The organism is Agaribacterium sp. ZY112 (assembly GCF_041346925.1).
In the GTDB taxonomy this organism is placed as follows: domain Bacteria; phylum Pseudomonadota; class Gammaproteobacteria; order Pseudomonadales; family Cellvibrionaceae; genus Agaribacterium.
This window is the reverse complement of record NZ_CP166840.1, coordinates 1,982,501-2,008,053: the sequence shown is the minus strand read 5'-3', so window position 1 is coordinate 2,008,053 and position 25,553 is coordinate 1,982,501. Positions and strand designations below refer to the sequence as shown.

The 25,553-nt window shown below is 45.5% G+C and carries 17 protein-coding genes and 2 rRNA genes (1 of these 19 cut by a window edge); 6 read left to right on the top strand and 13 right to left on the bottom strand.

Features of this window, described 5'->3' with window-relative positions:
* Positions 1-10: 10 nt before the first annotated feature.
* From AB1S55_RS08785 to AB1S55_RS08770, 4 genes are read right to left on the bottom strand one after another with little or no spacing between them, the layout of a single operon-like run.
* Positions 11-334 (bottom strand): hypothetical protein, encoded by a 324-nt coding sequence (locus AB1S55_RS08785; RefSeq protein ID WP_370981433.1) that lies wholly within the window; start codon positions 332-334, stop codon positions 11-13.
* The gene (locus AB1S55_RS08780) at positions 327-1,028 is read right to left on the bottom strand and encodes a hypothetical protein (RefSeq protein ID WP_370981432.1); all 702 of its coding nucleotides are present in this window, start codon (positions 1,026-1,028) and stop codon (positions 327-329) included. The genes AB1S55_RS08785 and AB1S55_RS08780 overlap by 8 nt, the downstream gene beginning before the upstream one ends.
* Entirely contained in the window at positions 1,025-1,639 is a 615-nt protein-coding gene (locus AB1S55_RS08775) for a hypothetical protein (RefSeq protein WP_370981431.1), read from the bottom strand. The genes AB1S55_RS08780 and AB1S55_RS08775 overlap by 4 nt, the downstream gene beginning before the upstream one ends.
* A gap of 2 nt (positions 1,640-1,641) precedes the next feature.
* Entirely contained in the window at positions 1,642-2,556 is a 915-nt protein-coding gene (locus AB1S55_RS08770; RefSeq protein ID WP_370981430.1) for a hypothetical protein, read from the bottom strand.
* A 130-nt stretch (positions 2,557-2,686) separates the two neighbouring features.
* Between AB1S55_RS08770 and trmL the strand changes: the two genes are divergently transcribed.
* Positions 2,687-3,157: a tRNA (uridine(34)/cytosine(34)/5-carboxymethylaminomethyluridine(34)-2'-O)-methyltransferase TrmL gene (gene trmL / locus AB1S55_RS08765; RefSeq protein WP_370981429.1), complete on the top strand. Its 471-nt coding sequence runs from the start codon at positions 2,687-2,689 to the stop codon at positions 3,155-3,157.
* A 177-nt stretch (positions 3,158-3,334) separates the two neighbouring features.
* The gene (locus AB1S55_RS08760) at positions 3,335-5,254 is read left to right on the top strand and encodes a VacB/RNase II family 3'-5' exoribonuclease (RefSeq protein WP_370981428.1); all 1,920 of its coding nucleotides are present in this window, start codon (positions 3,335-3,337) and stop codon (positions 5,252-5,254) included.
* A gap of 149 nt (positions 5,255-5,403) precedes the next feature.
* On the opposite strand, the gene AB1S55_RS08755 is transcribed toward AB1S55_RS08760, so the two are convergent.
* Entirely contained in the window at positions 5,404-5,898 is a 495-nt protein-coding gene (locus AB1S55_RS08755; protein WP_370981427.1) for an STAS domain-containing protein, read from the bottom strand.
* 343 nt (positions 5,899-6,241) lie between these two features.
* Here AB1S55_RS08755 and AB1S55_RS08750 point away from each other — a divergent pair, with 343 nt between their 5' ends.
* On the top strand, positions 6,242-6,559 hold the full coding sequence (locus AB1S55_RS08750; RefSeq protein ID WP_370981426.1) for a PilZ domain-containing protein: 318 nt from the start codon (positions 6,242-6,244) through the stop codon (positions 6,557-6,559).
* Between the two features lie 172 nt (positions 6,560-6,731).
* On the opposite strand, the gene AB1S55_RS08745 is transcribed toward AB1S55_RS08750, so the two are convergent.
* The 5 genes from AB1S55_RS08745 to dnaE form a co-directional block, all read right to left on the bottom strand.
* Entirely contained in the window at positions 6,732-7,421 is a 690-nt protein-coding gene (locus AB1S55_RS08745; RefSeq protein ID WP_370981425.1) for a VacJ family lipoprotein, read from the bottom strand.
* Between the two features lie 59 nt (positions 7,422-7,480).
* Positions 7,481-11,419, bottom strand: a complete 3,939-nt coding sequence (hrpA, locus tag AB1S55_RS08740; protein ID WP_370981424.1) for an ATP-dependent RNA helicase HrpA — start codon at positions 11,417-11,419, stop codon at positions 7,481-7,483.
* A 59-nt stretch (positions 11,420-11,478) separates the two neighbouring features.
* Entirely contained in the window at positions 11,479-13,101 is a 1,623-nt protein-coding gene (locus AB1S55_RS08735; RefSeq protein ID WP_370981422.1) for a methyl-accepting chemotaxis protein, read from the bottom strand.
* Between the two features lie 145 nt (positions 13,102-13,246).
* Entirely contained in the window at positions 13,247-14,203 is a 957-nt protein-coding gene (gene accA / locus AB1S55_RS08730) for an acetyl-CoA carboxylase carboxyl transferase subunit alpha (RefSeq protein ID WP_370981421.1), read from the bottom strand.
* 119 nt (positions 14,204-14,322) lie between these two features.
* Positions 14,323-17,823, bottom strand: coding sequence for a DNA polymerase III subunit alpha (dnaE, locus tag AB1S55_RS08725; RefSeq protein WP_370981420.1), 3,501 nt, complete (start codon positions 17,821-17,823; stop codon positions 14,323-14,325).
* A 313-nt stretch (positions 17,824-18,136) separates the two neighbouring features.
* Here dnaE and pflB point away from each other — a divergent pair, with 313 nt between their 5' ends.
* The 3 genes from pflB to AB1S55_RS08710 all read left to right on the top strand — a co-directional run bounded on the left by pflB (position 18,137) and on the right by AB1S55_RS08710 (position 21,729).
* The gene (pflB, locus tag AB1S55_RS08720; protein WP_370981419.1) at positions 18,137-20,434 is read left to right on the top strand and encodes a formate C-acetyltransferase; all 2,298 of its coding nucleotides are present in this window, start codon (positions 18,137-18,139) and stop codon (positions 20,432-20,434) included.
* A gap of 99 nt (positions 20,435-20,533) precedes the next feature.
* Positions 20,534-21,325 carry a pyruvate formate-lyase-activating protein gene (gene pflA / locus AB1S55_RS08715; RefSeq protein WP_370981418.1) on the top strand — a complete coding sequence of 264 codons (792 nt, stop codon included), beginning with the start codon at positions 20,534-20,536 and terminating at the stop codon, positions 21,323-21,325.
* Positions 21,326-21,570: 245 nt separating this feature from the next.
* Positions 21,571-21,729: a carbon storage regulator gene (locus AB1S55_RS08710; protein ID WP_370981417.1), complete on the top strand. Its 159-nt coding sequence runs from the start codon at positions 21,571-21,573 to the stop codon at positions 21,727-21,729.
* An 88-nt stretch (positions 21,730-21,817) separates the two neighbouring features.
* Here the strand turns inward: AB1S55_RS08710 and AB1S55_RS08705 are convergent, their stop codons facing one another.
* The 3 genes from AB1S55_RS08705 to AB1S55_RS08695 form a co-directional block, all read right to left on the bottom strand.
* Positions 21,818-22,624 (bottom strand): glycosyltransferase, encoded by an 807-nt coding sequence (locus AB1S55_RS08705; RefSeq protein WP_370981416.1) that lies wholly within the window; start codon positions 22,622-22,624, stop codon positions 21,818-21,820.
* Positions 22,625-23,584: 960 nt separating this feature from the next.
* Positions 23,585-23,700, bottom strand: a 5S ribosomal RNA gene (gene rrf / locus AB1S55_RS08700).
* A gap of 184 nt (positions 23,701-23,884) precedes the next feature.
* Positions 23,885-25,553 (bottom strand): 23S ribosomal RNA (locus tag AB1S55_RS08695) (it continues 1,204 nt past the right edge of the window).

Here is a 25,553-nt window from a genome sequence, read left to right as displayed (position 1 = left end):
GTTCAGCCAATTACGAATCGGCTTTGGTGGTAGCGAGTAACTGTTTGCGCAAAGTTAAATTTTTCACTTTGCCCTGTGAGCGCAACTGCACACTATTACGCTTAATATTTGTGAGAGTCCAACCAGATATGCGCTGCCCAAGTTCAAGGCTACGGCCATTAATAATGGCGCTATTGCCAGATGTGCGAATAAAAACAGCCTGTAATTCAAGGTTAACGCTCTGGATTTTAGCTGGGCGATAGTTAAGAGGACGAGTAGGATCACGCAGCTCCGCCGCTTGAGCAAAGGCATCTACTGCTAGCATTAACAGTAAGCCTGCAACTAGTTTATTCATCAATAAAACCTCGCTCAGTCGAAAGCGTATAAGCTTCAAGTTGAATTTCAGCTCCTGGCCACTTGGTAACTTTATAATCAAGAGAAGACCAATAAAATTGCCACGAGCTTTGCTCTAGCGCCTTTAAGTAACTAAGCAAGTCGAAATAGTTACCCTTTAACTTAAAAACAACACTGTGTTTGTAAACCCCCACCTTTTTCGACGTCGACTCCATAACAAAGCCATCATCATCAATTTGCTCGTCACCTTCTAGCTCTTCACTTTCAAAGCTAAGCAGTTGAGGGGCTTGGGCTTCCATACCAAGCAAACTAAGCTCTGCTTGCTGATTAAGCATGCTGCGAATCACCTGCGGTAACTGCTGTGCCTCAACCAAACCCACACTTAAATTTACTAGTTCATGATCTAAATCTTGCAGCCTTTTCTCTAAAACCTTTATGTCTTTGGTTTTTTTAAGGTTAGGGTTATTTAAAAGAATGTCGGTATAAAGACGCTCCTCTTCTGCAAGCTGGGCCATTTCCTGAACAATCAAGGCCTGTCTATCTTGTAGCTGCAAAGCTCTAGCGCGAGACTGCTTATAAAAGCTCAGACTCCAAATCAAATAAATAATAACCAAAGTGGCAAGCGCAATTAATATACGCTCACGCAAATTGCGCTGATTAAATGCAGCCATATATTTTTCTAATTGAGCCTTCACTTAAGGTCTCCCTCTGCTGTAAATAGAGGCTCATAGCCAAAGTGAAAAAGAAACTGCGAGCGCCGTTTAACATTAGGCTGCATGGTTAAGACACCAAAGGAGGCCTCTTCATAGGGAGTATTGGTTTTTAATTGATCCGCCAAGACCACCACAGATTCAGGCTGAGTTGTGACTCCAGCTAACTCAACCAAACTCGCGCCTCGAGAAAAGCGAAAACGATTTAAACTAAATTGATCGCGGCTATATTGGGCTAAAACAGCTAAACGAGAAGAATATCCATCGTTATTGCCGAGGCTCTGCCCTTCAATCAAGTCCTTTACCAACAAGCGGCTAGCAACAGCGGCTCTTAAGTGCTCTAGCTGTTGATCAAGTTTTATGCTGTTACCCGCTGGCGCGCGATTGCGAATGCTTTCTACACGGCCCGTAGAAGCCGCTACTGCCAACTCTAAAGTATCGAGACTTTCTTCAAACGCATTTAATCGATGCTGGTTCACGAAACCTGCTATCAACAGCACAATAATAAAACCAATACAGCTTAAACCCAGACTATAAGCGGTTAACCATTCTTGCTTATCACGAAGTTCTGGCAGATATAAATTAATATTTTGCATACTTACTCGCCCTCAACCCGTAATAGGCCGCCAATAGCCGCCGTACAAAGCTGTAAGAGCCCCTCGTCTAACTGATCCGTCTGAACATCCAGACCTTTAGCTGGGTCAAGGAGCTCCACCGGTAAAGAAAGGGCTGCCTTAAAGTGCTCAGTGATTTTTTCAGTACCGATACCTTCGCCAGTTAATAACAAAATACCGGGAGGAATTTGCCCCATTTGCCTCTCAAAATAATCCAATGAACGCTGAACTTCTAAAGCAAGCTGATCCACAGGTAAGTCATCAAGCAACCCGCCGCCATAAGCTAGTTTGAAGTTTCTAGATAAATAGAGCTCATTGTTTCGATAAATACTGACATCACCAGAACCTGAGCGTAACCGCACAACCGCCGCTCCACGCTCAAGGTCTCGGTTCAAAAGCAAGTTTCGAATGGCGAGCACTTCGATATCAATGCTTTGCAACTTCAGCTCTGCTTTTTTACACAGGTCGACTAAAGAAAGAATTAAAGCCTTATTAGCAGCCACAACATAAGCCATTGCTTTGCCACCACGGCTGACACCAGCAGGCAGAGAAAAGACATCGACAACGCTCTCTTCTACACTACCTGTGAGCAGGTCTTTTACTCGCCAAGTAAGTGCTTGACGCAACTCGGCTTCAGGAACCTCTGGCGCCTCAACAAGCAGTAATTGATATTCACTTGCGGGTAACACAAGACGACAACCGAGCCCTTGCAGCTGATGTTTATCAATATAAGCTTGTACTACCTCCAGCCATGACGCTGAACCTTTGGGGCAGTGCTGAGATGCCAAACAACTTAGCTTCCCACTTGTATTATCACGCACAGCAAAGCTGAGGTATTCAGCCCCTAACTCTATGCAGACACACGCCTTTGGCCGTGACAAACTCGCCATCCAGCTCATGCATCCCCCTCATTTGCACTCATATGAGTAGTTTCCTTTTATACAAGCAATATAGCTTCTATTTATGGATTAGTTTTATTATAGAGCTACCGAGCATAACTACTCTAGGCCTAAGAATCCCGATATACCTATGAATCAATTTAACATCGTTTTGTTCCAACCGGAAATACCGCCTAATACGGGCAATATAATCCGCCTCTGCGCCAACACCCCTTGTCGCTTACACGTCATTGAACCCTTAGGTTTCGAGCTCGATGACAAGCGCTTAAGACGCGCTGGCCTCGATTACGGCGAGTGGGCCTCTATTGCTCGCCACGCCTCATGGGAGGATTTTCTAAACGATGAAGCACCCGAGCGCATGTGGGCTCTATCGACCAAAGGCACACGCAATCATTGTGAAACTGATTTCAAGTTTGGCGACTACCTACTCTTTGGCCCTGAAACACGAGGCCTTCCCGATAATGCACTCAATGAGTGCGGTTCGGACAAGATCGTTCGAATCCCTATGTTAGAGGGAAGCCGAAGCATGAACTTAAGCAACGCCTGCTCTGTTATTGTCTATGAAGCATGGCGCCAACAAAACTTCAGTAATTGCCAATAATGTGCTGTAGCTCTCACTAATACTAGCACTAAAGAGTTGCATGTTACGACAAGTAGCACTTTAGTGCCAACTGAGCTCATTCTCAGAACTCAGGCCCTTACTTAGCAAGACTCATATGCAGGATTTAAAAACCTGTTAAAATCGCGACCTTTTCATGCTCCGAGACAAAAACATCCTATGTTAGATCCAAACGCGTTCGCCGCCCTAAATCAGCTGAAAGCTGACATACAAGCAACTAAAGACTACGCCGAGGGTGTGGTTGCTGCAACGAGCGGGCGTTTTGGCTTTGTTCGCTGTGATGACGGTCGAGATGCTTTTCTCTCGCCCGACAAAATGGATAAGGTTCTTCCCGGCGATAGAGTTAAAGTTTGCCTCACCGAAAACGACAAAGGTAAATTTGATGCCGAGCTTGAAGCCTTATTAAGCCAAGGCATAGGTAAATTTGTAGGTCAGTATCGAGTAAAAGGTAAAGGTCACTTTATCGCACCGAGCGGCCGAGATTTTAACCGCTGGATTTTTGTGCCGCCGCAACAACGTAAAAGCGCTAAAGAGGGTGATTTTGTTGTCGCAAAAATTGCTCGCCACCCTTGGAAAGATGCTCGCCCCCAAGCAAATATCTTGTTTCGTATTGGCCAGCCAGATGATCCATATATCGAGCACAAATACATTAAAGCTAAGTTTGATCTCAACTACCGCAACACTGAAAGCCACAACAAGCAGCTTGAAGACATCCAAAAATGCTTTAGCGAACAAGAATTCGGCGAACGCATCGACCTCAAAGCCCTGCCTTTTGTAACCATCGATTCTGCTTCAACTCTCGACATGGATGACGCCCTGTTCGCCGAGAAACAAGGTGATAACTACCTATTGCATATTGCGATAGCGGACCCTGCCAGCTTCTTACAGGCCGACACCCCCATTGCTAAGCAAGCCCAAAGCTGCAGCCAGTCTGTTTATTTGCTAGGCGGAACTGTTCCAATGCTACCGGCAGCCATTGCTCATTACGCATTTTCTTTAGAAGAGAAAAAAGTAAAACCAGCTTTAGTTTGCAACCTCAAATTATCTTCGCAAGGAGAAGTCACTCACTCTGAGTTTCAACTTGCCGAAATCAACTCGGCCGCCAAACTCAGCTACGAGCAGGTTGCCAACTATTTAGATAACAGTGATGCGGAAGGCCTAGACGCACCATTGAGCACCTCACTCGATACGCTTGCCGAACTAAGCCAAAAACGCCGAGACTATCGTGAAACCCACTTCCTTTTAAATGAAGACCACGGCGACTACGATCATCGACTTGACGACAAAGGTCATATTGAAAGCATTACCCCTCGCCAAAGAAACAGCGCACAACAGCTTGTAGAAGAGTCTATGGTTGCCTGTAACATGGCTGCAGGTGAGTTTCTTGCTAAGCACCAATGTGGCTTATTTATGGTGCACAAAGGCTTTAGAGAGGATCGTGTAGGTGAGGCTGTCGCACTCTTTAAGGAAGAGGGCTTAGACTTTGGTGATCTGAGCAGCCTAGAAGCTCACAACAGCATGCAGCGCACCCTAACTGCGGACTCAGAAAAGGCTAAATTCCTACCCGCACTGCGCAGACTCATGCAAGGCGCAGAACTTAGCACCGAGGCAGGCCCTCACTTTGGTCTTGGCGTAGCTCATTACGCACCGATGACCTCGCCGATTCGTCGTTTTGCTGATCTCTATAACCACTGGTGTATACAAGCCATACTCAAAGGCCAAAAAGCACCAAGCTTAAACGACGCCCAGCTTGCTGAACTAAATGAAAGTATCCGCAATGGGCGTCAAGCAGATAGAGAGCTACTACAGTGGTTACACTGTTTATTTGGCCAAACACTGCTTGGCCAAACTGCTACGGGGCGCGTACGCATCGTTACTCAACAGGGCTTTGGCGTACGTTTAGATGAAACCGGTATCGAAGGCTTTGTCTTATTCGATAAAAAAGTTGAAAAACAGTTTGATGCCAAACGCCTTAAGCTAAGTGTCGGTGACAACACGTGGTACGCCAATGATGAGGTGGAAATCAAAATTAGCGGCATCGATTTAGACAAGCGACGTATCGCTTTTGAACTAGCTTAGACCTTAACATAAGCCTTATAAGTGGGCCGCTTTCATATTAGCGGCCCACTTAAAAGAAAAGGCAATGAACAGACAGCAAGGCATTAGGCCTTATACGCATTGATCACAAAGTCACCTTTATTACTAGGCGGCTTTTTACTATCTACAGTTTATTTAGGGCTTTCTAGAGACTGTATAAGCTCTTTAAACACTTCTTTATTGTCATCGTTTAATTCAACCAAGCTTTTATGTGCTTCAAGTACTTTCTGCCGCACCACTTCTTCATCAAAGGCTAAATCGGGGCTGTGCAAGACTTGGAAGTCATCGTGCCCTATCTGAGCAGACTCAACAATCTGAAGTATTTCCGAAAAACCCATTGAATCCAATAAACGAATAATCATCGGGTTTCGAGTGATGACAATAGGGTCCATATGATGCAAAGCTCGCCCTTTGAGCGATACCTTCGCCATCAGGCCCAAGGTTGTACTATCGATGGCTTCAGCCTCACTCAGATCAAAAATAACCGAGCTAAAGCCCTCACTGGTAAACATTTCTTCTAAAAAATCATCCAAAGAAAGGCTTAGCGTGAGCCGTACATCACCGGTCATTTTGATGATAAAGACTCCGTCCTTATCCGCGACCTTAATCTCACCATTATTTATCATTCTACTACCACACCCAAGTACCCCACATTAGCGGTACACACGATCACTTTAGGTGAGCTCAATAGCTCAACATCCCTGAGGCTATGGTCAAACAGAGCAGCCATAGCTTTAATTATTGTCAGCATCAAAGCCGTTACTTGTATTCACACAATCAGCACTGTAAATGAGAAATGCAGCAACAAATAAAAACGGGGCAACAGTACTCCCATTAAACTCGGCTTTCAAGCTACACAAAGAGTCAAATTTACGTTACGGTAGGCATGATCGAACAACTTATATACAGCCACGGCAACATTTAGACTGCTGTGGTCACTCCGTTACATTCACTTCAAAAGGATTCACAATGAGTGCAAGTAATCAGAGTTACCATGAAAAGCGCGGCTTTATTCGCATGAAGATAGATAGCCCAATCAAACTAATCTTCGATGATGGGCAAGCTCCGCAGATGGGCATATGTAAAGACTTAAGTGGGGGCGGGCTTTTAGTCGAAACGGAAACAACCCTACCCGTTGGCACGTCTTTAGAAGTTATTATCAGCTCCGATCACGGCCATTCACCGATACTAAGAGCACATACCCACGTCAGCCGTATTATTTCTAAACCCAGCTCTGAACAACTCAGCTGCCTGCTTGGCTTAAAAATAGATACCGTTTTGGATTAGACCTGCAAGCAGGTAAAACACTGCATTCTTAAGTTACTAGTTCACTAGTAACTTGGTTCTAGGTGCAGGGCTAAAGCCATTGAGAATGGCCCCTAGTGACCGTTAAGAGCGACAATAGACAAACGCTCTTAACGATTAATAAGCCGTCATAAAATGTGGCAAAGCTTCTTAGCTAAAAGTCCTCATCACCAAATTCGTCCTCATAATCTAGAGCAACTTCGCCATCATTTTCGAGGTATTCTCTGCGCTGCAAATAGGCATCACGCATAAACACGTACAAATCCCCAGAGGCTAGCTCTTCAATATCAAATAGACCGGCTCGATTATGGACCAAGCGCGTACCTACCATGGTATTTAGTACCGCTTGCCGATCAATATAAGCCACGGGGTCTAAGACATAAAAATCAACGGGTAAAGCCAAGCCCTCTCGCACAGTACTAGGCCCCAAAAAAGGAAGCACAACGTAAGGACCTTGAGCCACCCCCCAGTGAGCAAGGGTCTGACCAACATCTTCACCTTCGTTTTCTTCTAGCCCCACACGCGAGGCAACGTCAAGCACCCCCAACAAACCAACGGTTGAGTTCACAGCAAAGCGCAAACTATCGTTACCTGCTTGCTTCCACTTCAACTGCATCACGTCATTGGCAACATTGCCCACCTCACCAATATTACTAAAAAAGTTACCAATACCTGTTTGAATAGGTGCCGGGGTAATAAAGTCGTAAGTTTTAGCCACTGGGCGAAACAACCACTTATCAAGCCCCATGTTAAAAGCAAATACCTTGCGATTAACCCCCTCCCACGGATCCACTTGCTTGCTCTGCTCATCAGAACCTGAGTGGCTTGCACAGGCACTGAGCATTACCATACTCCAGCAAATAAGGACCAACCGCACTATATTCAAGATATCAAACCCTTTGCCTAAAGACTCTCTTGCCATTGTTTTTTTAAACGCTTTTCTGAAACGGCAACCGCCGTTTTTAAATTTTGCGCAAAAAGAGATACACGTAATTCCTCTAACATCCAGCGATAATCTTGCCATGCCGAGTTTTTAAAATACGCCGCCTGCCCCTCGCGCTTCAATCTATCCTCATGCTGCTGCCACAAAGCCTGAACCTGATACATTGCAGCCCGATCCGTGGTCATCTTTTGCGCGGCCTTTTCTAAGCGCAAGCTCAATGCTTTTAAGTAACGCGGCAAGTGCTTAAGCCAAGACCATGGGCTATCAAACAAAAAGCCAGGATACATAAGTTGTGTTAGCTGGTGCTGAACATCTGAAAAAACAAAAGCTAAAGCTAAAGCATTCTTACTGGCCTTAAGCTGCTTTCGGATGTCCAAAACCGATTTCAAACTCTCGAGCAATAATGCCTCATACTCCTCGCTCAACTCAACTACCTGACTTCGTCCTTGCTCGATGCTGGAGAAAAATTGTGCCTTTTCTCGAACATCGAGCTCACCATCAAAGCAAGCTCGCCGAACAGAAGCGAGTAAAATATCATCTGCAACTTGCTCCCTTGAACCAAGATCGACTAAGGCTAAACCTATGTCTTTTCCTTTAAGCAGATTCTTACGCGCATATTTAGCTGTTTCTGCCAATTCATTAAGAGCCAACTGACAAATACCACGTGCGTGGGCAGCTTCGGCCTCAAGAGGGTTATCAAATAATTTGATATCTACCTTACGAGATTTAGGCTCACACAATAACGCAGGGTAAGCTTTAACCTGAATAGAACCCCGCTTCAATGAGCAGCTCTTCCCAAGTGAATCAAAGTCCCATGCCTGCAAATCTTTTCTTTCTATGTCGCTACCGATGTCCTGTAGCGACAGCTCGACCTTAGCTTTATAACGCTTGCGTAAATCCTCTAAGTTTCGACTTTGATCGATAACTTTATTGTTTTCATCAACAACAACGATATTTGCCTTATAGAAACTGTCGATTTGCTCTGTATCCCAATGAGCATCACTTAGATCGACTCGGCTGAGATACTGTAACTGCTCTGCCAGCGCATCCGTTAAAGAACCCGTACCGGGTGTCATCCTTGCTAATGCTCGTTCCACAAACGAGGGGACTGGTACAAAGTGCTTACGCAGCTGTTTAGGTAAACTTTTAACAAGAGCGACACACTTGTCTTTAAGCATACCAGGGACAAGCCACTCAAGTTCAAAGACATCCAGCTGATGCAACAAATCAACAGGCGTCATCACATTTAAGCCGTCATTTTGGCGACTAGGCTCAAACTCATAACGCACAGGTAGGCTCAAGCCTGCATTTAAAATCGAAGCGGGAAACTGCTCCTCACTAATGGCATCGGCAGAATGCAACATCAACTGTTCTTGCTTAAGAAAAAGCAATTTAGCCTGCTCTTTTTCTGCAGCTTTACGCCAATGTTCAAAGCCGCGAAGATTGATGACTTTTTCAGGTATTCGAGCCTCATAAAACTCAAAGACCTGCTCATCATCAACCAATATATCGCGTCGACGTGATTTAGCTTCTAATTCTGAAATAGAACTAATTAATTTTTGATTTTCTTTAAAGAACAGTCCCTTACCACGATAGCGCCCCTCAACTAAGGCACTGCGTATAAAAACTTCTCTACAAGCCTTAGCATCAATTTGACTGTAATCAACTCGCTTCTTTTCCGCCAATACCAAGCCCCATAAGCTGACTTTCATATAGGCTTTTACAGAACCGCTTTTTACATCATAGTGAGGTTCAGAATACTGCTTATTAACCAAGTGAGAGGCGGCATGAATAACCCATGCAGGGTCAATTTTCGCAACGCAATGAGCATAGAGCTGGGACGTTTCAATAAAGTCAGCCGCCATCAACCACGGTAACTTTTTCTTTCTTAAGCTAGAACCTGGAAAAATATGAAATTTACGTGAGCGGGAACCCAAATAATCACGCTCACTTTCCTCTAAGTTTCTCGCACCGACATTAGATAATAAACCAGTTAATATCGCTTGATGCACAGCGGCATCTGATGCTGGCTCTTGATTTAATTTAAAGCCAAGCTCCTTACACTGTAATTTAATTTGATAGTGGAGCTCACGCCATTCTTTAAGGCGCAAAAAATTTAAAAACTCTTTTTTACATAAACGCCTTAACTGATTTTGGCTAAGTTCTTGACGCTGAAGTTCAATGTAATTCCACAGATTCACATAAGCAAGAAAATCGCTCCCCTCTTGCCAGAAACGCCTATGTTTTTCATCAGCAGCTTGTTGTTTATCAGCAGGACGATCTCTAGGATCTTGAATCGTAAGCGCAGTAACAATGATCAACACCTCGTTTAAGCAGCCCTGACTATGAGCAGCCAAGATCATACGAGCAAAGCGAGGATCCAAAGACAGTCTATTAAACTGCCGACCGACTTTGGTCATGTGGCCTTTTTTATCAACCGCCTGTAATTCTTCTAATAATTTATAACCATCTTTAATCAGCCGCCCATCAGGTTTATCGACAAAGGGGAAATCTTCTACCTTCCCCATACGCAAATGCAGCATTTGCAAAACTACGGCGGCTAAATTAGTGCGTAGAATTTCAGGATCAGTAAATTCTGGCCTACTTAAAAAATCTTCTTCTGAATAAAGGCGGTAACAAATACCATTACTGACACGACCACAGCGCCCAGAGCGCTGATTGGCACTCGCTTGAGAAATCGCCTCTATAGGCAGGCGCTGTACTTTTGTTTTTAAACTGTAGCGGCTGATTCGTGCCGTACCGGTATCAATGACATAACGAATTCCGGGCACAGTTAACGATGTCTCTGCGACATTGGTCGCTAAAATAATACGCCTGCCTTTGTGAGAGCCAAAAACTTTATTTTGTTCAGCAAGACTCAAACGCGCGTAAAGAGGCAAGACTTCTAAACCGGCTAAATTGGCACGTTTTAAAGCGAGAGAAACTTCACGAATATCACGTTCACCACTTAAAAAGACCAGTATATCGCCGCCTTGACCACGGCTCTCTTGTAGAATTTCTTCAGTGCATGAAACAAGGGCTTCAGCCAACTCTTCCGCTTCATCTTGCCAAGGCCGATAACGCAGTTCCACTGGGTAAGTACGACCGCTGACCTCAATAACCGGAGCTTTATTAAAGTGCTTAGAGAAACGCTGCACGTCAATCGTCGCAGAAGTAACAATAAGCTTAAGATCAGGGCGCTTAGGTAAAAGCTGTTTTAAATAGCCTAATAAAAAATCAATATTTAAACTGCGTTCATGCGCCTCATCAATAATGATTACGTCATAACGCAAGAGCAATGGATCGTTCTGGATTTCCGCCAGTAAAATACCGTCGGTCATAAGCTTAATAGCAGTATTGGCAGTGCTATTATCGGAAAAGCGAACTTGATAAGCGACTAAACTACCCAACTCTTGTTTTAACTCTTCAGCAATTCTCGCTGCAACGGTTCTTGCGGCAATACGACGTGGCTGCGTATGGCCAATTAAGCCTTTTAAACCCAAGCCTAGCTCGAGACATAACTTGGGTAATTGGGTGGTCTTTCCGGAGCCTGTTTCACCGGCAATAACCACGACTTGGTTATTATCTATTGCTTCACTAATTTCCTCTTTGCGCATGACAACAGGCAGCACGTCCGGAAACTCGATAAACTTAGGCCGAGCTTGCTGCTTTTGCAGTTGCCTCTCTTGTGCTTTTAAAATCGAGTCTTCGACCTGTAACAGGTTTTTATCAACGGGCTGATTTTGTTTTAAACGACGCTCAATAGCGTTCAGTTGAGCACCCAACTTTGAACGGCTTAAATGATCTAATTCGCTTAAATAGCGTCGACACTGCGCAAGCTGCTCTAAGTGAGCCTTATTTTGCGAAGATGAAGGGGGAGATGAATGTTGTTCAGCCATGTACTTACCTGTTGTGAGCGCAGTATTATACGTGGCTCACAGCAGGCAAGACAGCCTATTTAAGCATGACGAATTTCGTTAACCACTCGCTCCAGCTGTTCTCGAGTTGAACGTACATCATCCGCAGCAGCCTGCACAGCAGCAGCTTGGTCAGCGCTATCGTTAGCTATGCCTGCTATTTCGGTAATTTTCTCTGTGATATCTTCACTGACTGTACTCTGCTCTTGCACAGAGCCGGCTATAAACTGATTGACACTACTTATACGATCAATTGCCGCTCGAATAGCCGTGAGAGACTCCCCTGTCGCACTGACAGTAGCCATGCTCTCTTCCGACTGTCCTTGGCCTGTCTCAATCGCCTTAACCGCCTCAGTCACACCACCTTGCACCGTCTCAATGATCTGGTTAATCTCGGCCGTACTCTCTTGCGTGCGCTGAGCTAAGGTCCTTACCTCATCGGCAACAACTGCAAAACCTCGCCCTTGCTCTCCTGCGCGGGCGGCCTCAATCGCCGCATTCAAAGCAAGTAGGTTGGTTTGCTCAGCAATACCACCGATGACATCCAGCACTGTGCCAACCTGAGTTGTACTTTGCTCTAAACTGCGAATCACATCCGTAGTCGAACTAATGTGCTCCTTCATATGGGATATGGTATCGATGGCTCGCGCCATCGTACGCTCACCTTCTGTGGCTGCTTGATCGGCTTCATTAGAGGCTGCAGCAGCTTCCTGTGCTTGGTCCGCAATTTCTCGAGAGCTTGCTGACATCTCTGTCATCGCCGATGCGACCATATCTGTACGTTGATATTGTTCATGCGTAGCTCCCTGGATCTTTTCAGTTGCACCAGCCAGTTTAAAGTCAGCACTTTCAAGCACCTGCATCGTTGATAACAGGTTTTCTGTCGAATTGAGTAACTTATTTTGCAATACTTCCACTGCACGAATCACATCACCAATTTCATCCGTACTAGGTTCTGGCAGTGAGACTGAAAAGTCGCCCGCTGCAATCTGATTGATAGCCCCCCGCAAACGATAAATAGGCCGACTTATTTTGGAGCTAACTAAGTGCCAAGACAAAACGGAAACCAGCAGTACCGCGACAACTAGAATAGCGATCCCTCTATTTATAGTGCTGTGGGCGCGCTCTGATATTTCGTTTGAATGCTCTGCAACCAGCTCCTCTAGTAGATTAACAGCAGAACTCAAATCTTTAGCCGGCCCCCTATCAATCCCCCGTACACTGCTATCGCCGACCGTCGGATCAAAATCAGATCTCACAAACGTTTGATAACCTTGTTTGTACAAACTAAATATACGAGCGTGCTCCTGCTTAAAGCTTTCAATCTTCGCTCTCGCTTCAGCAGGTAAGTCTCTTTTTAATAGCGAGGCGGCTAAAGTTTGGTTATCTCTCTGTTTAGCTTGAAACTTCTGCCAATACTTTTCTCTGTCGCTATCAGTGTGGCCGCGCAAAAGCACATTTTTCCACTCTTGTACCTGAGTCTTAAACCCCAAACCCAAGCGCTCGGTCTCAATAGCGGATTGTAATTCTTCACTTAGCAACTGGTCATAGTCGTTGATACCTTGATTTAGCTGTAGAAAACTCGCTACAGAGATAAAACCAACTGCAAAAACGCCCCCGACCACAACAATCAACACCGCCCTGCGTACACTCAGATTAAACATGAAAAAACTCTCTCTTTTAGCTCTTCACTGAGTATAGACTCCTATAAGTAATGTGCCCTCTCGCTAAGCTAGCCTTAATAGAAGCAAATGACAGGCATAAAAAAACCGCAACATGTGCGGCTTTAAAGGAGGGGCTTTAACAGGCTCAAACAGGCCCGTTACCATAACTCATTAAGCGCTGATAACGCTTTTCAAGTAACTCATCAATATCTTGCCCCTCAAAAGAGTCAATTTGAGCAAGAAGACGCTCTTTTAGCGTTGCCGCCATCGCATCTATATCGCGATGTGCGCCCCCCAAAGGCTCTGGAATAGTCTCATCAACAATACCCAGTTCTTCTAGAATCGTTGAGGTTACCCCCATCGCTTCAGCCGCCAACGGGGCTTTTTCAACGGTCTTCCAAATAATATTGGCGCAACCTTCAGGCGAGATGACAAAATAAGTTGAGTACTGCAGCATATTAAGCTGATCACCAACACCAATCGCCAAAGCACCACCGGAGCTACCTTCACCAATAACCGTACAGATAATCGGCGTACGTAAGCGCGACATGACAGCAAGGTTTTGAGCGATAGATTCACTAATGCCACGCTCTTCAGAATCGATACCAGGATAAGCTCCCGGAGTATCAATTAGAGTAAGTACAGGCAACTTAAAACGCTCAGCCATTTCCATAAGGCGCAATGCCTTGCGGTAACCTTCCGGCTTTGGCATACCAAAATTGCGATAAACCTTATCTTTAACACTGCGGCCTTTTTCTTCACCAATAACCATGACGGGCTTGCCACCTATACGACCAATACCACCAATGATCGCGTGATCATCACCAAAGTGGCGATCACCGTGTAGCTCATCCCAGTCGTCAAAGATACGCTCGATATAATCCGCAGCATAAGGGCGATGAGGGTGGCGAGCCACTTGCACGACCTGCCACGGACTAAGGTCAGAGTAAATATTTTCGGTGAGTTTGAGGCTCTTATCTTGTAAGCGCGTAATTTCATCACCAATGTTGATGTCGTTATCTGCACCAACAAGCTTTAATTCTTCAATCTTGCCTTCAAGCTCAGCAATCGGCTGCTCAAAGTCTAGATAATCGAGGTTCATACCTTATCTACCTATCTCTAGCTCTCAAAAGAGCTGTCGGGGTCGCCAAAGCCACCCCCTCAAATTTGGGGCGTAAGTCTACCACTCCTAGCAGCGCTCTTAAAGCCAAGGCCCACATATCAGCGGTAGAGTAAAGACACGGATTTAGCACCATAAATAGAGCGTAAATTATGGATGCATTCATCACTGGTATTCACCCGCCAAGCCTCTCCTAGATCGAGCTCGATACTGGTATCGTCTCGGTGGTAACGAATACGTATTGGACACTCTCCGGCGTACTCCTGTATTGCAGAACCCAGCTCTTTGGCATAACTAGGTCCTAGTTGCTCAGCATAAAGCTGGACCTCGATCGCTTGCAGTCTATTTTGACGAGCTTCAGCAAAGTCACGTACGGCATCAGCACGCATTTTAAGACCGCCATTGTAGTCGTCACGACTGACCTGCCCTTCGATGACCAGTAGAGCATCTTTTTGCAGTTTTTCACGGTTTTCATTATAAGTATCCGAGAAAATAGCGACCTCCAAGCGTGCGGTTCTATCGTCCAAAGTAACAAAAGCCATGGTGTCACCACGCTTGGTTTTCATCACACGAAACGCTACGACCAAACCGCAAACTGTTTGTTTCGCTTTGTCCGCCTTAAGCTCAACCAAACGACTAGAAGCAAAGTACTTTAATTCATCTTCATACTCGTCAATCGGATGCCCAGTAAGGTATAAACCCAAGGTATCGCGCTCACCGTTTAATCGCTCTTTAATACTCCATGGGCGAACACGGGTAAACTCAGCATAAGGGTCACTATGTTCATCCGCACCGGGTACGACCTCACCAAATAAATCCATCATTCCGGCATTGGCATTCGCAGCACTTTGCTCCGCCGCTTTGACCGCTTCGGGTATCGCGGAACTCATCATAGACCGATCGTAATCGAGCTCCGCACCAGAGCCCAAATTATCAACCGCTCCACTTCGAACTAAAGCTTCTAGAGCACGCTTATTCACCTTGCGTAAGTCCACCCGATCACAAAAATCAAACAGATCTTTAAATGGCCCACCTTCATTTCTCGCTTCAAGTATGCTTTCAATTGGGCCCTCACCAAGCCCTTTGATAGCCCCAAGGCCGTAAATAACATTGTTATTATCATCAACTGTGAACTGAAATTCGCCACGATTGACATCGGGGGGTAATAGGTTGAGTTTCATATTGCGGCATTCTTCAATAAAGATAACGACCTTGTCGGTCTTATCCATATCGGAGCTCATGGTCGCCGCCATAAAGTGGGCAGGGTAATGCGCTTTTAGCCAAGCAGTCTGATAACTGACTAGCGCATAAGCGGCAGAGTGACTCTTGTTAAAACCATAACCTGCGAATTTCTCTACTAGGTCAAAAATCTTGGTTGCTAAATCAGGGTCGATACCTTGGCTAGCAGCACCTTCAGCAAACGTCGAACGCTGCTTTGCCATTTCTTCGGGCTTCTTTTTACCCATCGCACGACGCAGCATATCTGCACCACCGAGGGTGTAGCCAGCAAGCTCCTGCGCAATCTGCATCACTTGTTCTTGGTAAACAATGACGCCATAGGTGGGCTCAAGTATCGGCTTTAATTTCTCATGCTGATACTTCGAGTCGGGGTAGGCCACTTCGGCACGACCATGCTTACGATTGATAAAGTCATCAACCATGCCCGATTGCAGTGGCCCAGGGCGGAACAAGGCCACCAGAGCAATCATGTCTTCTAAGTTATCGGGCTGGAGTCGACTGATCAGATCCTTCATACCACGCGACTCCAGCTGGAATACGGCAGTCGTTTCTGCTTTGTTTAGCAAAGTAAACGTTGCCGGATCATCCAAGGCGATCGCGCTAATATCAACAGCCTCTTCACCTCGCTTAGCCCGTTGAGCGTTAATCATCGCCAATGCCCAATCGATAATGGTCAAGGTTCTTAGACCAAGGAAGTCAAACTTCACCAAGCCTGCATCTTCGACATCGTTTTTATCAAATTGGGTGACTAAACCACTGCCGCTTTCATCGCAGTATAAAGGTGCAAAGTCCGTCAGTTTTGTAGGAGCAATCACCACGCCCCCAGCATGCTTACCTACGTTTCGAGCAACACCCTCAAGCTGTAAGGCCATCTCCCAAATTTCACCGGCATCGCCATCATGCTTTAATAAATCTCGCAGCGGCTCTTCTTGCTCAAAGGCTTTATCCAGTGTCATGCCGGGATCAGGGGGAATAGCCTTAGAAAGCTTATCGGCTAGGCCGTAACTTTTACCTTGAGCTCGAGCAACATCTCGCACCACAGCTTTAGCAGCCATCGTACCAAACGTAATAATCTGGCTTACCGCTTCGCGGCCATAATTATCAGCCACATAACCAATGACACGATCGCGTTTCTCCATGCAGAAATCAATATCGAAATCGGGCATCGATACACGCTCTGGGTTTAGAAAGCGCTCAAAGAGCAAGTCGTATTCAAGCGGGTCTAGATCGGTAATCATCAAGACATAAGCAACCAAAGATCCAGCACCGGAACCTCGACCAGGCCCAACAGGTATGTCGTGATCTTTTGCCCACTGAATAAAGTCCATTACAATCAGGAAGTAACCTGGGAACCCCATCTGACAAATAATATCGAGCTCGAATTGCAGCCGATCGGTATAAACCTTTTTCTTAGCCGCATAGTCAGGGTCACTTTTATCAAGAATACGAACTAAACGATCTTCAAGCCCTTCGTAACTGATTTTGGCAAAAAACTCATCTTCAGTTAACCCTTCGGGAATAGGGAATTCGGGTAGAAAATAATCCCCCAAACGTATGTCCAAGCTGCATCTTTTAGCGATTTCCACACTATTCGCTAGGGCATCAGGGATATCGGCAAACAGCTCACACATCTGCTCTGGCGACTTAAGATATTGTTGATTGCTATAACGGCGCTCACGGCGAGGATCGTCGAGCGCACGCCCCTCACCAATACATACTCGAGCTTCGTGCACCTCGAACTGACTTTCCTCTAAAAAGCGCACATCATTGGTCGCCACAACAGGCAAGCCCAGCTCATCGGCCAAGGCTAAAGCTTCATGTAAATAACGCTCATCGCCTTCTCGGGCAGTGCGCTGTAATTCAATATAGAAACGGTTTTCGAAAATGCGCGCATACTCACGAGCTAACTCTTGAGCGTGAGCGCTATCACCGACCAAAATAGCTTGACCAATATCACCAAACTTCGCACCAGAAAGAGCAATCACCCCTTCGTTTTTTTCTTCAAGCCAAGTTTTACGAATATGGGGCAGACCCAACTTCTGCCCTTCTGTATAAGACAGAGAAATGAGCTCAGTGATGTTGCGATAACCTTGCTCATCCATCGCATAAAGCGATAGTACATTCACACGAGTATCATATTCTTCAGGCATAAGATGAAAGTCAGCCGCACAAATAGGCTTAATACCAGCTCCTTGTGCCGCTTTATAAAACTTTACTAAACCAAAGAAGTTATGAAGATCAGACACCGCACATGCGGGCTGATTTTGCTGATCTAACGCAGAAATGAGTTTCTTAACTCGAACTATACTGTCGACTAGAGAAAATTCAGTGCGAACACGCAAGTGTACAAAAGGACAATCCATAAAGGCGCTCTGCCAAGTGAAGCAAAAGAGCGATTATAAAGCTTGCCGATGAGGAAAACACTTCGATACTGCCAGTAACTTCAAGAGGGTAAATTTAGGTAAAACGCTTACCTTGGTAACAAGGTCTTTTTTATCGATACTAACGGTAACAAACCGAGTAAAAATTTGTTCTCGATCAATTTTTTGTTGCGGACGAGGTCTACCATGAACTCATAGCTGGACTAGCTCTAAGCGAACTATTCACACACTTATCCGTATGCGGAAAGGCCCACAAGGTCGAAGCCGCAGGATGTATTTAAAAGGTAGGACATACATGAACCAGAAAGCCGATATTAACTTGGATAAAGCCGAAGTCAGCCAAGCTGACGTACCTCAACAATGGCAGGGATTCAGCGCAGGCCCTTGGCAGAGCAGCGTTGACGTTCGAGACTTTATCCAGCGCAACTATACTGTTTACGAAGGTACTGCTGAGTTTCTTGCAGGTCCTACCGAAACAACTAAACAGTTGTGGGCTGAAACTCTAGAGCTTCTTAAAAAAGAACAAGAAGCGGGTGGCCCTCTCGATATCGATACCGTTAACCCTGCAGGTGTTACCGCCTTTGAGCCGGGTTACATCAACAAAGACCTTGAAAGCATCGTCGGTTTACAAACCAATGCTCCTTTAAAGCGTGCTATCGTACCTTACGGCGGCATCCGTATGGTTCAAGGTTCTTGTGACACATATAACAAGCCATTAGACCCGAAAGTTACTGAGATTTTCACCAAGTATCGCAAGACTCATAACAACGGTGTTTTTGATGCTTACACCCCTGAGATTCTTCGCTGCCGTAAAGCCGGTATTGTTACTGGACTTCCAGATGCATACGGCCGTGGTCGTATTATTGGTGACTACCGTCGTGTAGCTCTATACGGCATCGACTTCCTAACAAAAGCCAAACTTGCTGAAAAGTCAGAAACAGACAGCTGGGAACTAACTGAAAATACCATCCGCTTACGTGAAGAACTAAGTGAGCAAGTTCGTGCACTTGCTGAAATCAAAGAGATGGCTGCCAGCTACGGATTTGATATTAGCGGCCCTGCTGCCAATGCAAAAGAAGCCATTCAGTGGACCTACTTTGGCTACCTTGCAGCGGTTAAGAGCCAAAACGGCGCAGCAATGAGCTTTGGTCGTGTTTCCACCTTCTTAGATGTGTTTATCCAACGCGACCTAGAAGCTGGCGCCTTAAGTGAAGACGAAGCACAACAAATGATCGACGATTTGGTTATCAAGCTTCGTTTAGTTCGCTTCTTGCGCACCCCTGAATACGATGAACTTTTCTCTGGTGACCCAACCTGGGTAACAGAGTCTATTGGTGGTGTTGGTCTTGATGGTCGCCCACTGGTAACTAAGAGCTCTTTCCGTGTTCTACAAACTCTTTACAACTTAGGGCCTGCTCCAGAGCCAAACCTAACTGTATTGTGGTCAGAGCAAATGCCACTTGGCTTTAAAGAATTCTGCGCCAAAGTGAGTATCGACACCTCATCAATTCAATACGAAAGTGATGACTTGATGCGTGATAAGTTTGGCGATGACTACGGCATTGCTTGTTGTGTGAGTGCGATGCCTATCGGTAAACAAATGCAGTTCTTTGGTGCACGTGCAAACCTAGCTAAAACCATGCTTTACGCTATCAACGGCGGTGTAGATGAAAAGAGCGGCGCACAAGTAGCTCCAAAAATGGACGTACTCACTGGCGAACTCGATTATGACACCGTATATCAGCGCTTTGATGAGTATATGGCTTGGTTAGCTAAAGTTTATGTAAGTGCCTTGAACGCTATCCACTATATGCACGACAAATACGCATATGAAACACCATTAATGGCTCTGCACGATCGTGACATCAAACGCACCTTAGCGTGTGGTATTGCAGGCTTGAGCATCGTTGCCGATTCATTAAGTGCTATTAAATACGCCAAGGTGAAACCGGTAATTGGCGAAAATGGTCTAGCTCAAGATTACGAAATTGAAGGAGACTTCCCTAAATTTGGTAACAATGACGACCGCGTAGATAGCATTGCGCAAGAAATTGTTAAACGCTTTATGGAGCATGTTCAAAGCCATAAAACATATCGTGATGCTGAAGCAACTCAGAGTGTACTCACCATTACTTCAAACGTAGTTTACGGTAAGAAGACTGGTAACACGCCTGACGGCCGACGTGCTGGCGAGCCGTTTGCTCCTGGCGCAAACCCAATGCATGGGCGTGACACCGAAGGCGCACTAGCTGCACTACTATCCGTTGCCAAGATTCCATTTGAGTTTGCTCAAGATGGTATTAGTTACACCATGAGTATGGTACCTAATGCTCTTGGTAGTGACGATCAATCTAAAGTAACCAATCTTGTTGGCTTATTAGATGGTTATGCTGGCGCTCGAGGTCACCACGTAAACGTAAACGTCTTTGCTCGTGAAATGCTAGTAGATGCGATGGAAAACCCTGAGAAATACCCTCAGCTAACTATTCGTGTATCTGGCTACGCAGTGAACTTCAACAAACTCACTAAAGAGCAGCAAGCAGATGTTATCAGTCGTACTTTCCACGGCTGTGTATCTGGCTGTGACGTCTAAGGCTCTCTCGAGCTACAATAAAAAGGGAGCCTTAGGGCTTCCTTTTTTTTTGCCACTGATTTGTACAACATTTAACGCAATTAAAGTAGTTTTCACCCTATGGTTAAAAGCTTCCAAGATATTGATATTATCGACATAGATCAGGACCACATGCTTGGTCGTGTCCACAGCTTCGAGAACTGCACAGCTATAGATGGCCCAGGCCTACGAGTGGTTGTATTCCTGCAAGGGTGTCAGTTTCGCTGTAAATACTGCCACAACAGAGATAGCTGGGATCTGCACTCAGGGGATCTTTATACCGTGGCAGAGATTGTCGAGAAAGTACTGCCCTTTGCAAGCTTCTTAAGAGCGTCCAACGGAGGCGTAACCGTCTCAGGTGGTGAGGCACTATTACAAGCCGAGTTCCTAACCTTATTATTTAAACAATTCAAAAAACTAGGCATTCATACATGCTTAGATACAAACGGCTATGTTCGCGACCAGCTTTGGGGTGAAAAACTTGACGCACTAATGGCTGTAACCGATCACGTCCTTTTAGATATTAAACAAGTCGATGACCAAAAGCATATCGACTTAGTTGAAGTAAGCAATGCAAATACCCTTCGCTTTGCCAAACATCTGTGCAAAATAAATAAACCCACCTGGATACGCCACGTATTAATACCAGGCTATACCGATGATGGCGAAAGCATCCATAAACTTGGCGAGTTTCTTAAGCCACTAAATAATGTACAGAGGGTAGAAATTTTACCTTATCATCGAATGGGTAAAACAAAATGGGAAGAAATGAATCTCGATTACCCACTTGGTGACTTAGAGCCCCCAACTACCGAATCCCTTACTTGGGTGCTGGCCATATTAAAAGAATATGGCCTTAACGTTAGCGCTTAAAAGCTTTAATGTGGCCCGCAAGCGGCCACATCACAAACTTCGCACCTATATCGTCGACACGCCCTCAGCCCTCTCTGGCGCACTAAGACAAACAACTGCCTGAATAAGCAAAGCCCCTCTTAGTAAAGACTCGTAATCTATACACACGCCCAAGGACAAGGCCGTACAAGAACTTGGGAAAGTTAACGACACAAATAAAAGGAAATGATTATGTTGGTACTTACTCGTAAAAAGGCGAAGTGTTAATGGTTGGCGATGATGTGGTAATCACACTTTTAGAGACTCGCGGCAACCAGGTTAAGGTAGGCATAGGTGCGCCTCGTGATGTTGCAATACACCGTAAAGAAATTTACGACCGCATACAAGCAGAGCGTGCTGCGAACGATGGCTCCGCATATCGGTAAGACGACTAGGAAGCGCTGGAATATTAAAAATACCAGGCTCCTTCGTAGCTTCTAGTGAAGCGAATAATTGCGACTTTAACTATCAGTATTAAAGGTCATATTTTTCTGCAAGAAGCTCAATTAGAGAGTCTTTTGGAAAATCACCTTCTTTATTAAAGCCCGGCTTTCTTCTCATCATTTCATTCCATAAATGAATGCCGTAAGAGTCGGGGAAAAAGCGCTCAACATCAAAAAAAGTTGAATCAAAAACCTGCTCCCAGTGGGCAGGATGAATAGGGTAAAAGGCCCTGACAGGTAGAGCCAAAATCCCTAGATTGAAATGCTCGACAGCCTGGCTTAAGCCTAAAGGGCCGGCCTCTCCCCATTTCACATTCCCTCGTTTGTTACCTTGAAGGAATCGCCTCTTGAGTTTACGTCTCTTTACTCTAAAAGAATCGAAAGGTAAAAAATCATTAGGGCTTGCAGCCTGCTTAGCCATAAAGCCAAATAACGAATGTCCTGGTGGCGCTCCAACAACAGCATTATTAACAACCCCATCCTCTTGCCTACCGAATACAACTTCATTAGCAAAACTAAAAGGACGCAAGCAAATCATGTCGGCATCAACCCAAACTCCACCTTCATTATAAATCATTTTATAACGAAACCAGTCTGAGAAACCCACTACGCTCTTTTTATCTTTATATTCAAAAATATCTTCCCGGGGCAGAATTAAGTTCGCATCACGAAGTACAACCCCTTTTGGGACATTTTTCACATCATCGTAAACAAATAGCTCCATAGTATGGCCATTTGCTACAAATGATTTATATGCCAGTTTTTCAATACGTCCAAGCCTGTCACCAATCCAAAGACTCTTAATTACGGGTAAAGCTTTCTGGGAGTTAGTCATCATTGAATAGAAGATACAGGTACATAAAGAACTGACAGTCTATAGAGTTTTTCCCTTCACTCAACCCCCCCCAGAAGCCGACTCTTAAGAGATCGTGTGGGCTTTAAGTAAATGACTTCGAACTTAAGCCTATTTTGCATAATAATATGCCAGCAGACCATTTATATCAGGCTATTTGAGAACATTTAGAGGATACGAAGGCCAATGCGTCGCTTTAAGGGCACGCAGAGGGAGCGGCCACAGTAACCAGAAAACCCATTCTCTTTGTTCGAAATATTATGATTATAATATGTAGGCAGGCTACGTGAAATCGAGTTCATAAATGGACGAAGAATATTCAACAAAAAAGTCATAATTACGTGTATTTAACAAAAACGAGGAGGAGTACAGTTGAGCAGAACGCCGTCTTCATGTGCTTGCATATTATGAGGATTTTTACGAAGCTTTTAATTGTGCCCCCAATTAATAACCTTTACTACACCTAACTGATAAAAGCGTAATAATAAGTATCACCCTAAATATTCATACCAATTTTAAACGATATATCGCTTTTCCTTTTGAAATAATTTTGAACTACAGGCTGCCATAAATACCAAGAAACGTTTCTTCGGCTGGAAGCTTATTTTCTGTTCAAGAAGCATAGGATAAATAAAAGCTTAATTATGATAAGCAAGTATACGCTCAGGAGAAAAACAATAGTAGTTAAGCTCGCCAACAATGTTCCACCTTAATTCGGACTATAAAGACAGAGTAAAGCTTCCCAAGTAGTCACTACAACTACTGAATAGAGCCTGATAAACCTCGGAGGATTAACACAACCCTACGGCGGCTGCACTAAGAAGAAAACCAAAGGTGGCTCTTATCACAAAGAAACTCAAGCTCATCACCTGAAGTAAAGTACCATAGATTAAAAGACATAAAAAAACCCGAGCTATTTCTAGCTCGGGTTTTTTCTTAATAAGAGCCTGACGATGACCTACTCTCACATGGGGACTCCCCACACTACCATCGGCGATACGTCGTTTCACTACTGAGTTCGGAATGGGGTCAGGTGGTACCAACGCTCTATGGTCGTCAGGCAAAACTGGTGGCCAACTCTCTCGAGTCAATCAACGTCGCTAAGCTTTCGCTTCAGCGCAGTTTGCCAAATTCTTAGTGGTTCTAAAGTTAATATCTACTCTACAAATGCTTCTAACTCAAACCAAATCTCTGTAACGATTCTTCTTGGTCTGTCTTTCAACATAACAAATTCATCTCTGTTATATGGTCAAGCCTCACGGGCAATTAGTATTGGTTAGCTCAACGCCTCACAGCGCTTCCACACCCAACCTATCAACGTCGTAGTCTTCAACGGCCCTTTAGGGGGTCAAGCCCCAGGGAAATCTTATCTTGAAGGAGGCTTCCCGCTTAGATGCTTTCAGCGGTTATCCCGTCCGAACGTAGCTACCGGGCAATGCCATTGGCATGACAACCCGAACACCAGGGGTTCGTCCACTCCGGTCCTCTCGTACTAGGAGCAGCTCTTCTCAAATTTCCAACGCCCACGGCAGATAGGGACCGAACTGTCTCACGACGTTCTAAACCCAGCTCGCGTACCACTTTAAATGGCGAACAGCCATACCCTTGGGACCGGCTTCAGCCCCAGGATGTGATGAGCCGACATCGAGGTGCCAAACACCGCCGTCGATGTGAACTCTTGGGCGGTATCAGCCTGTTATCCCCGGAGTACCTTTTATCCGTTGAGCGACGACCCTTCCATACAGAATCGCCGGATCACTATGACCTACTTTCGTACCTGCTCGACTTGTCAGTCTCGCAGTCAAGCTGGCTTGTGCCATTACACTAACCGCATGATTTCCGACCATGCTTAGCCAACCTTCGTGCTCCTCCGTTACTCTTTGGGAGGAGACCGCCCCAGTCAAACTACCCACCATACACTGTCCTCAATCCCGGTAAGGGACCAGAGTTAGAACCTCAAACATACCAGGCTGGTATTTCAAGTGTGGCTCCACATTATCTAGCGACAACGCTTCAAAGCCTCCCAGCTATCCTACACAAGTAGGCTCAAAGTTCAGTGCAAAGCTGTAGTAAAGGTTCACGGGGTCTTTCCGTCTAGCCGCGGGTATACGGCATCTTAACCGCAATTTCAATTTCACTGAGTCTCGGGTGGAGACAGCGTGGCCATCGTTACGCCATTCGTGCAGGTCGGAACTTACCCGACAAGGAATTTCGCTACCTTAGGACCGTTATAGTTACGGCCGCCGTTTACCGGGGCTTCGATCAAGAGCTTCGCATACGCTAACCCCATCAATTAACCTTCCGGCACCGGGCAGGCGTCATACCCTATACGTCCACTTTCGTGTTTGCAGAGTACTATGTTTTTAATAAACAGTCGCAGCCACCTGGTCACTTCGACCGGCCTCAGCTTAAGCAGCAAGTGCCATCACCAAAACCGGCGTACCTTCTCCCGAAGTTACGGTACCATTTTGCCTAGTTCCTTCACCCGAGTTCTCTCAAGCGCCTTGGTATTCTCTACCTGATCACCTGTGTCGGTTTACAGTACGGTCAACTGTAACCTGAAGCTTAGAAGTTTTTCCTGGAAGCATGGCATCAACCACTTCGCCCAAAAGAGGGCTCGTCATCAATTCTCGGCCTTAGGGATCCGGATTTGCCTAAATCCCCAGCCTACTACCTTAAACACGGACAACCATCGCCGTGCTGGCCTAGCCTTCTCCGTCACTCCATCGCAGTTACAGTCGGTACAGGAATATTAACCTGTTTCCCATCGACTACGCATCTCTGCCTCGCCTTAGGGGCCGACTCACCCTTCCCCGATTAACGTTGGAAAGGAAACCTTGATCTTCCGGCGGGGGAGTTTTTCACTCCCCTTGTCGTTACTCATGTCAGCATTCGCACTTGTGATACCTCCAGC

Excerpts from the sequence above, each read along its gene's own strand:
- pflB (WP_370981419.1), top strand. The coding sequence starts at position 18,137 with ATGAACCAGAAAGCCGATATTAACTTGGATAAAGCCGAAGTCAGCCAA.
- AB1S55_RS08705 (WP_370981416.1), bottom strand. The coding sequence starts at position 22,624 with ATGATGACTAACTCCCAGAAAGCTTTACCCGTAATTAAGAGTCTTTGG.
- AB1S55_RS08775 (WP_370981431.1), bottom strand. The coding sequence starts at position 1,639 with ATGCAAAATATTAATTTATATCTGCCAGAACTTCGTGATAAGCAAGAA.
- AB1S55_RS08710 (WP_370981417.1), top strand. The coding sequence starts at position 21,571 with ATGGTTGGCGATGATGTGGTAATCACACTTTTAGAGACTCGCGGCAAC.
- AB1S55_RS08785 (WP_370981433.1), bottom strand. The coding sequence starts at position 334 with ATGAATAAACTAGTTGCAGGCTTACTGTTAATGCTAGCAGTAGATGCC.
- AB1S55_RS08755 (WP_370981427.1), bottom strand. The coding sequence starts at position 5,898 with ATGATAAATAATGGTGAGATTAAGGTCGCGGATAAGGACGGAGTCTTT.
- AB1S55_RS08760 (WP_370981428.1), top strand. The coding sequence starts at position 3,335 with ATGTTAGATCCAAACGCGTTCGCCGCCCTAAATCAGCTGAAAGCTGAC.
- trmL (WP_370981429.1), top strand. The coding sequence starts at position 2,687 with ATGAATCAATTTAACATCGTTTTGTTCCAACCGGAAATACCGCCTAAT.
- hrpA (WP_370981424.1), bottom strand. The coding sequence starts at position 11,419 with ATGGCTGAACAACATTCATCTCCCCCTTCATCTTCGCAAAATAAGGCT.
- dnaE (WP_370981420.1), bottom strand. The coding sequence starts at position 17,823 with ATGGATTGTCCTTTTGTACACTTGCGTGTTCGCACTGAATTTTCTCTA.
- AB1S55_RS08735 (WP_370981422.1), bottom strand. The coding sequence starts at position 13,101 with ATGTTTAATCTGAGTGTACGCAGGGCGGTGTTGATTGTTGTGGTCGGG.
- AB1S55_RS08770 (WP_370981430.1), bottom strand. The coding sequence starts at position 2,556 with ATGAGCTGGATGGCGAGTTTGTCACGGCCAAAGGCGTGTGTCTGCATA.
- pflA (WP_370981418.1), top strand. The coding sequence starts at position 20,534 with ATGGTTAAAAGCTTCCAAGATATTGATATTATCGACATAGATCAGGAC.
- accA (WP_370981421.1), bottom strand. The coding sequence starts at position 14,203 with ATGAACCTCGATTATCTAGACTTTGAGCAGCCGATTGCTGAGCTTGAA.
- AB1S55_RS08750 (WP_370981426.1), top strand. The coding sequence starts at position 6,242 with ATGAGTGCAAGTAATCAGAGTTACCATGAAAAGCGCGGCTTTATTCGC.
- AB1S55_RS08745 (WP_370981425.1), bottom strand. The coding sequence starts at position 7,421 with ATGCTCAGTGCCTGTGCAAGCCACTCAGGTTCTGATGAGCAGAGCAAG.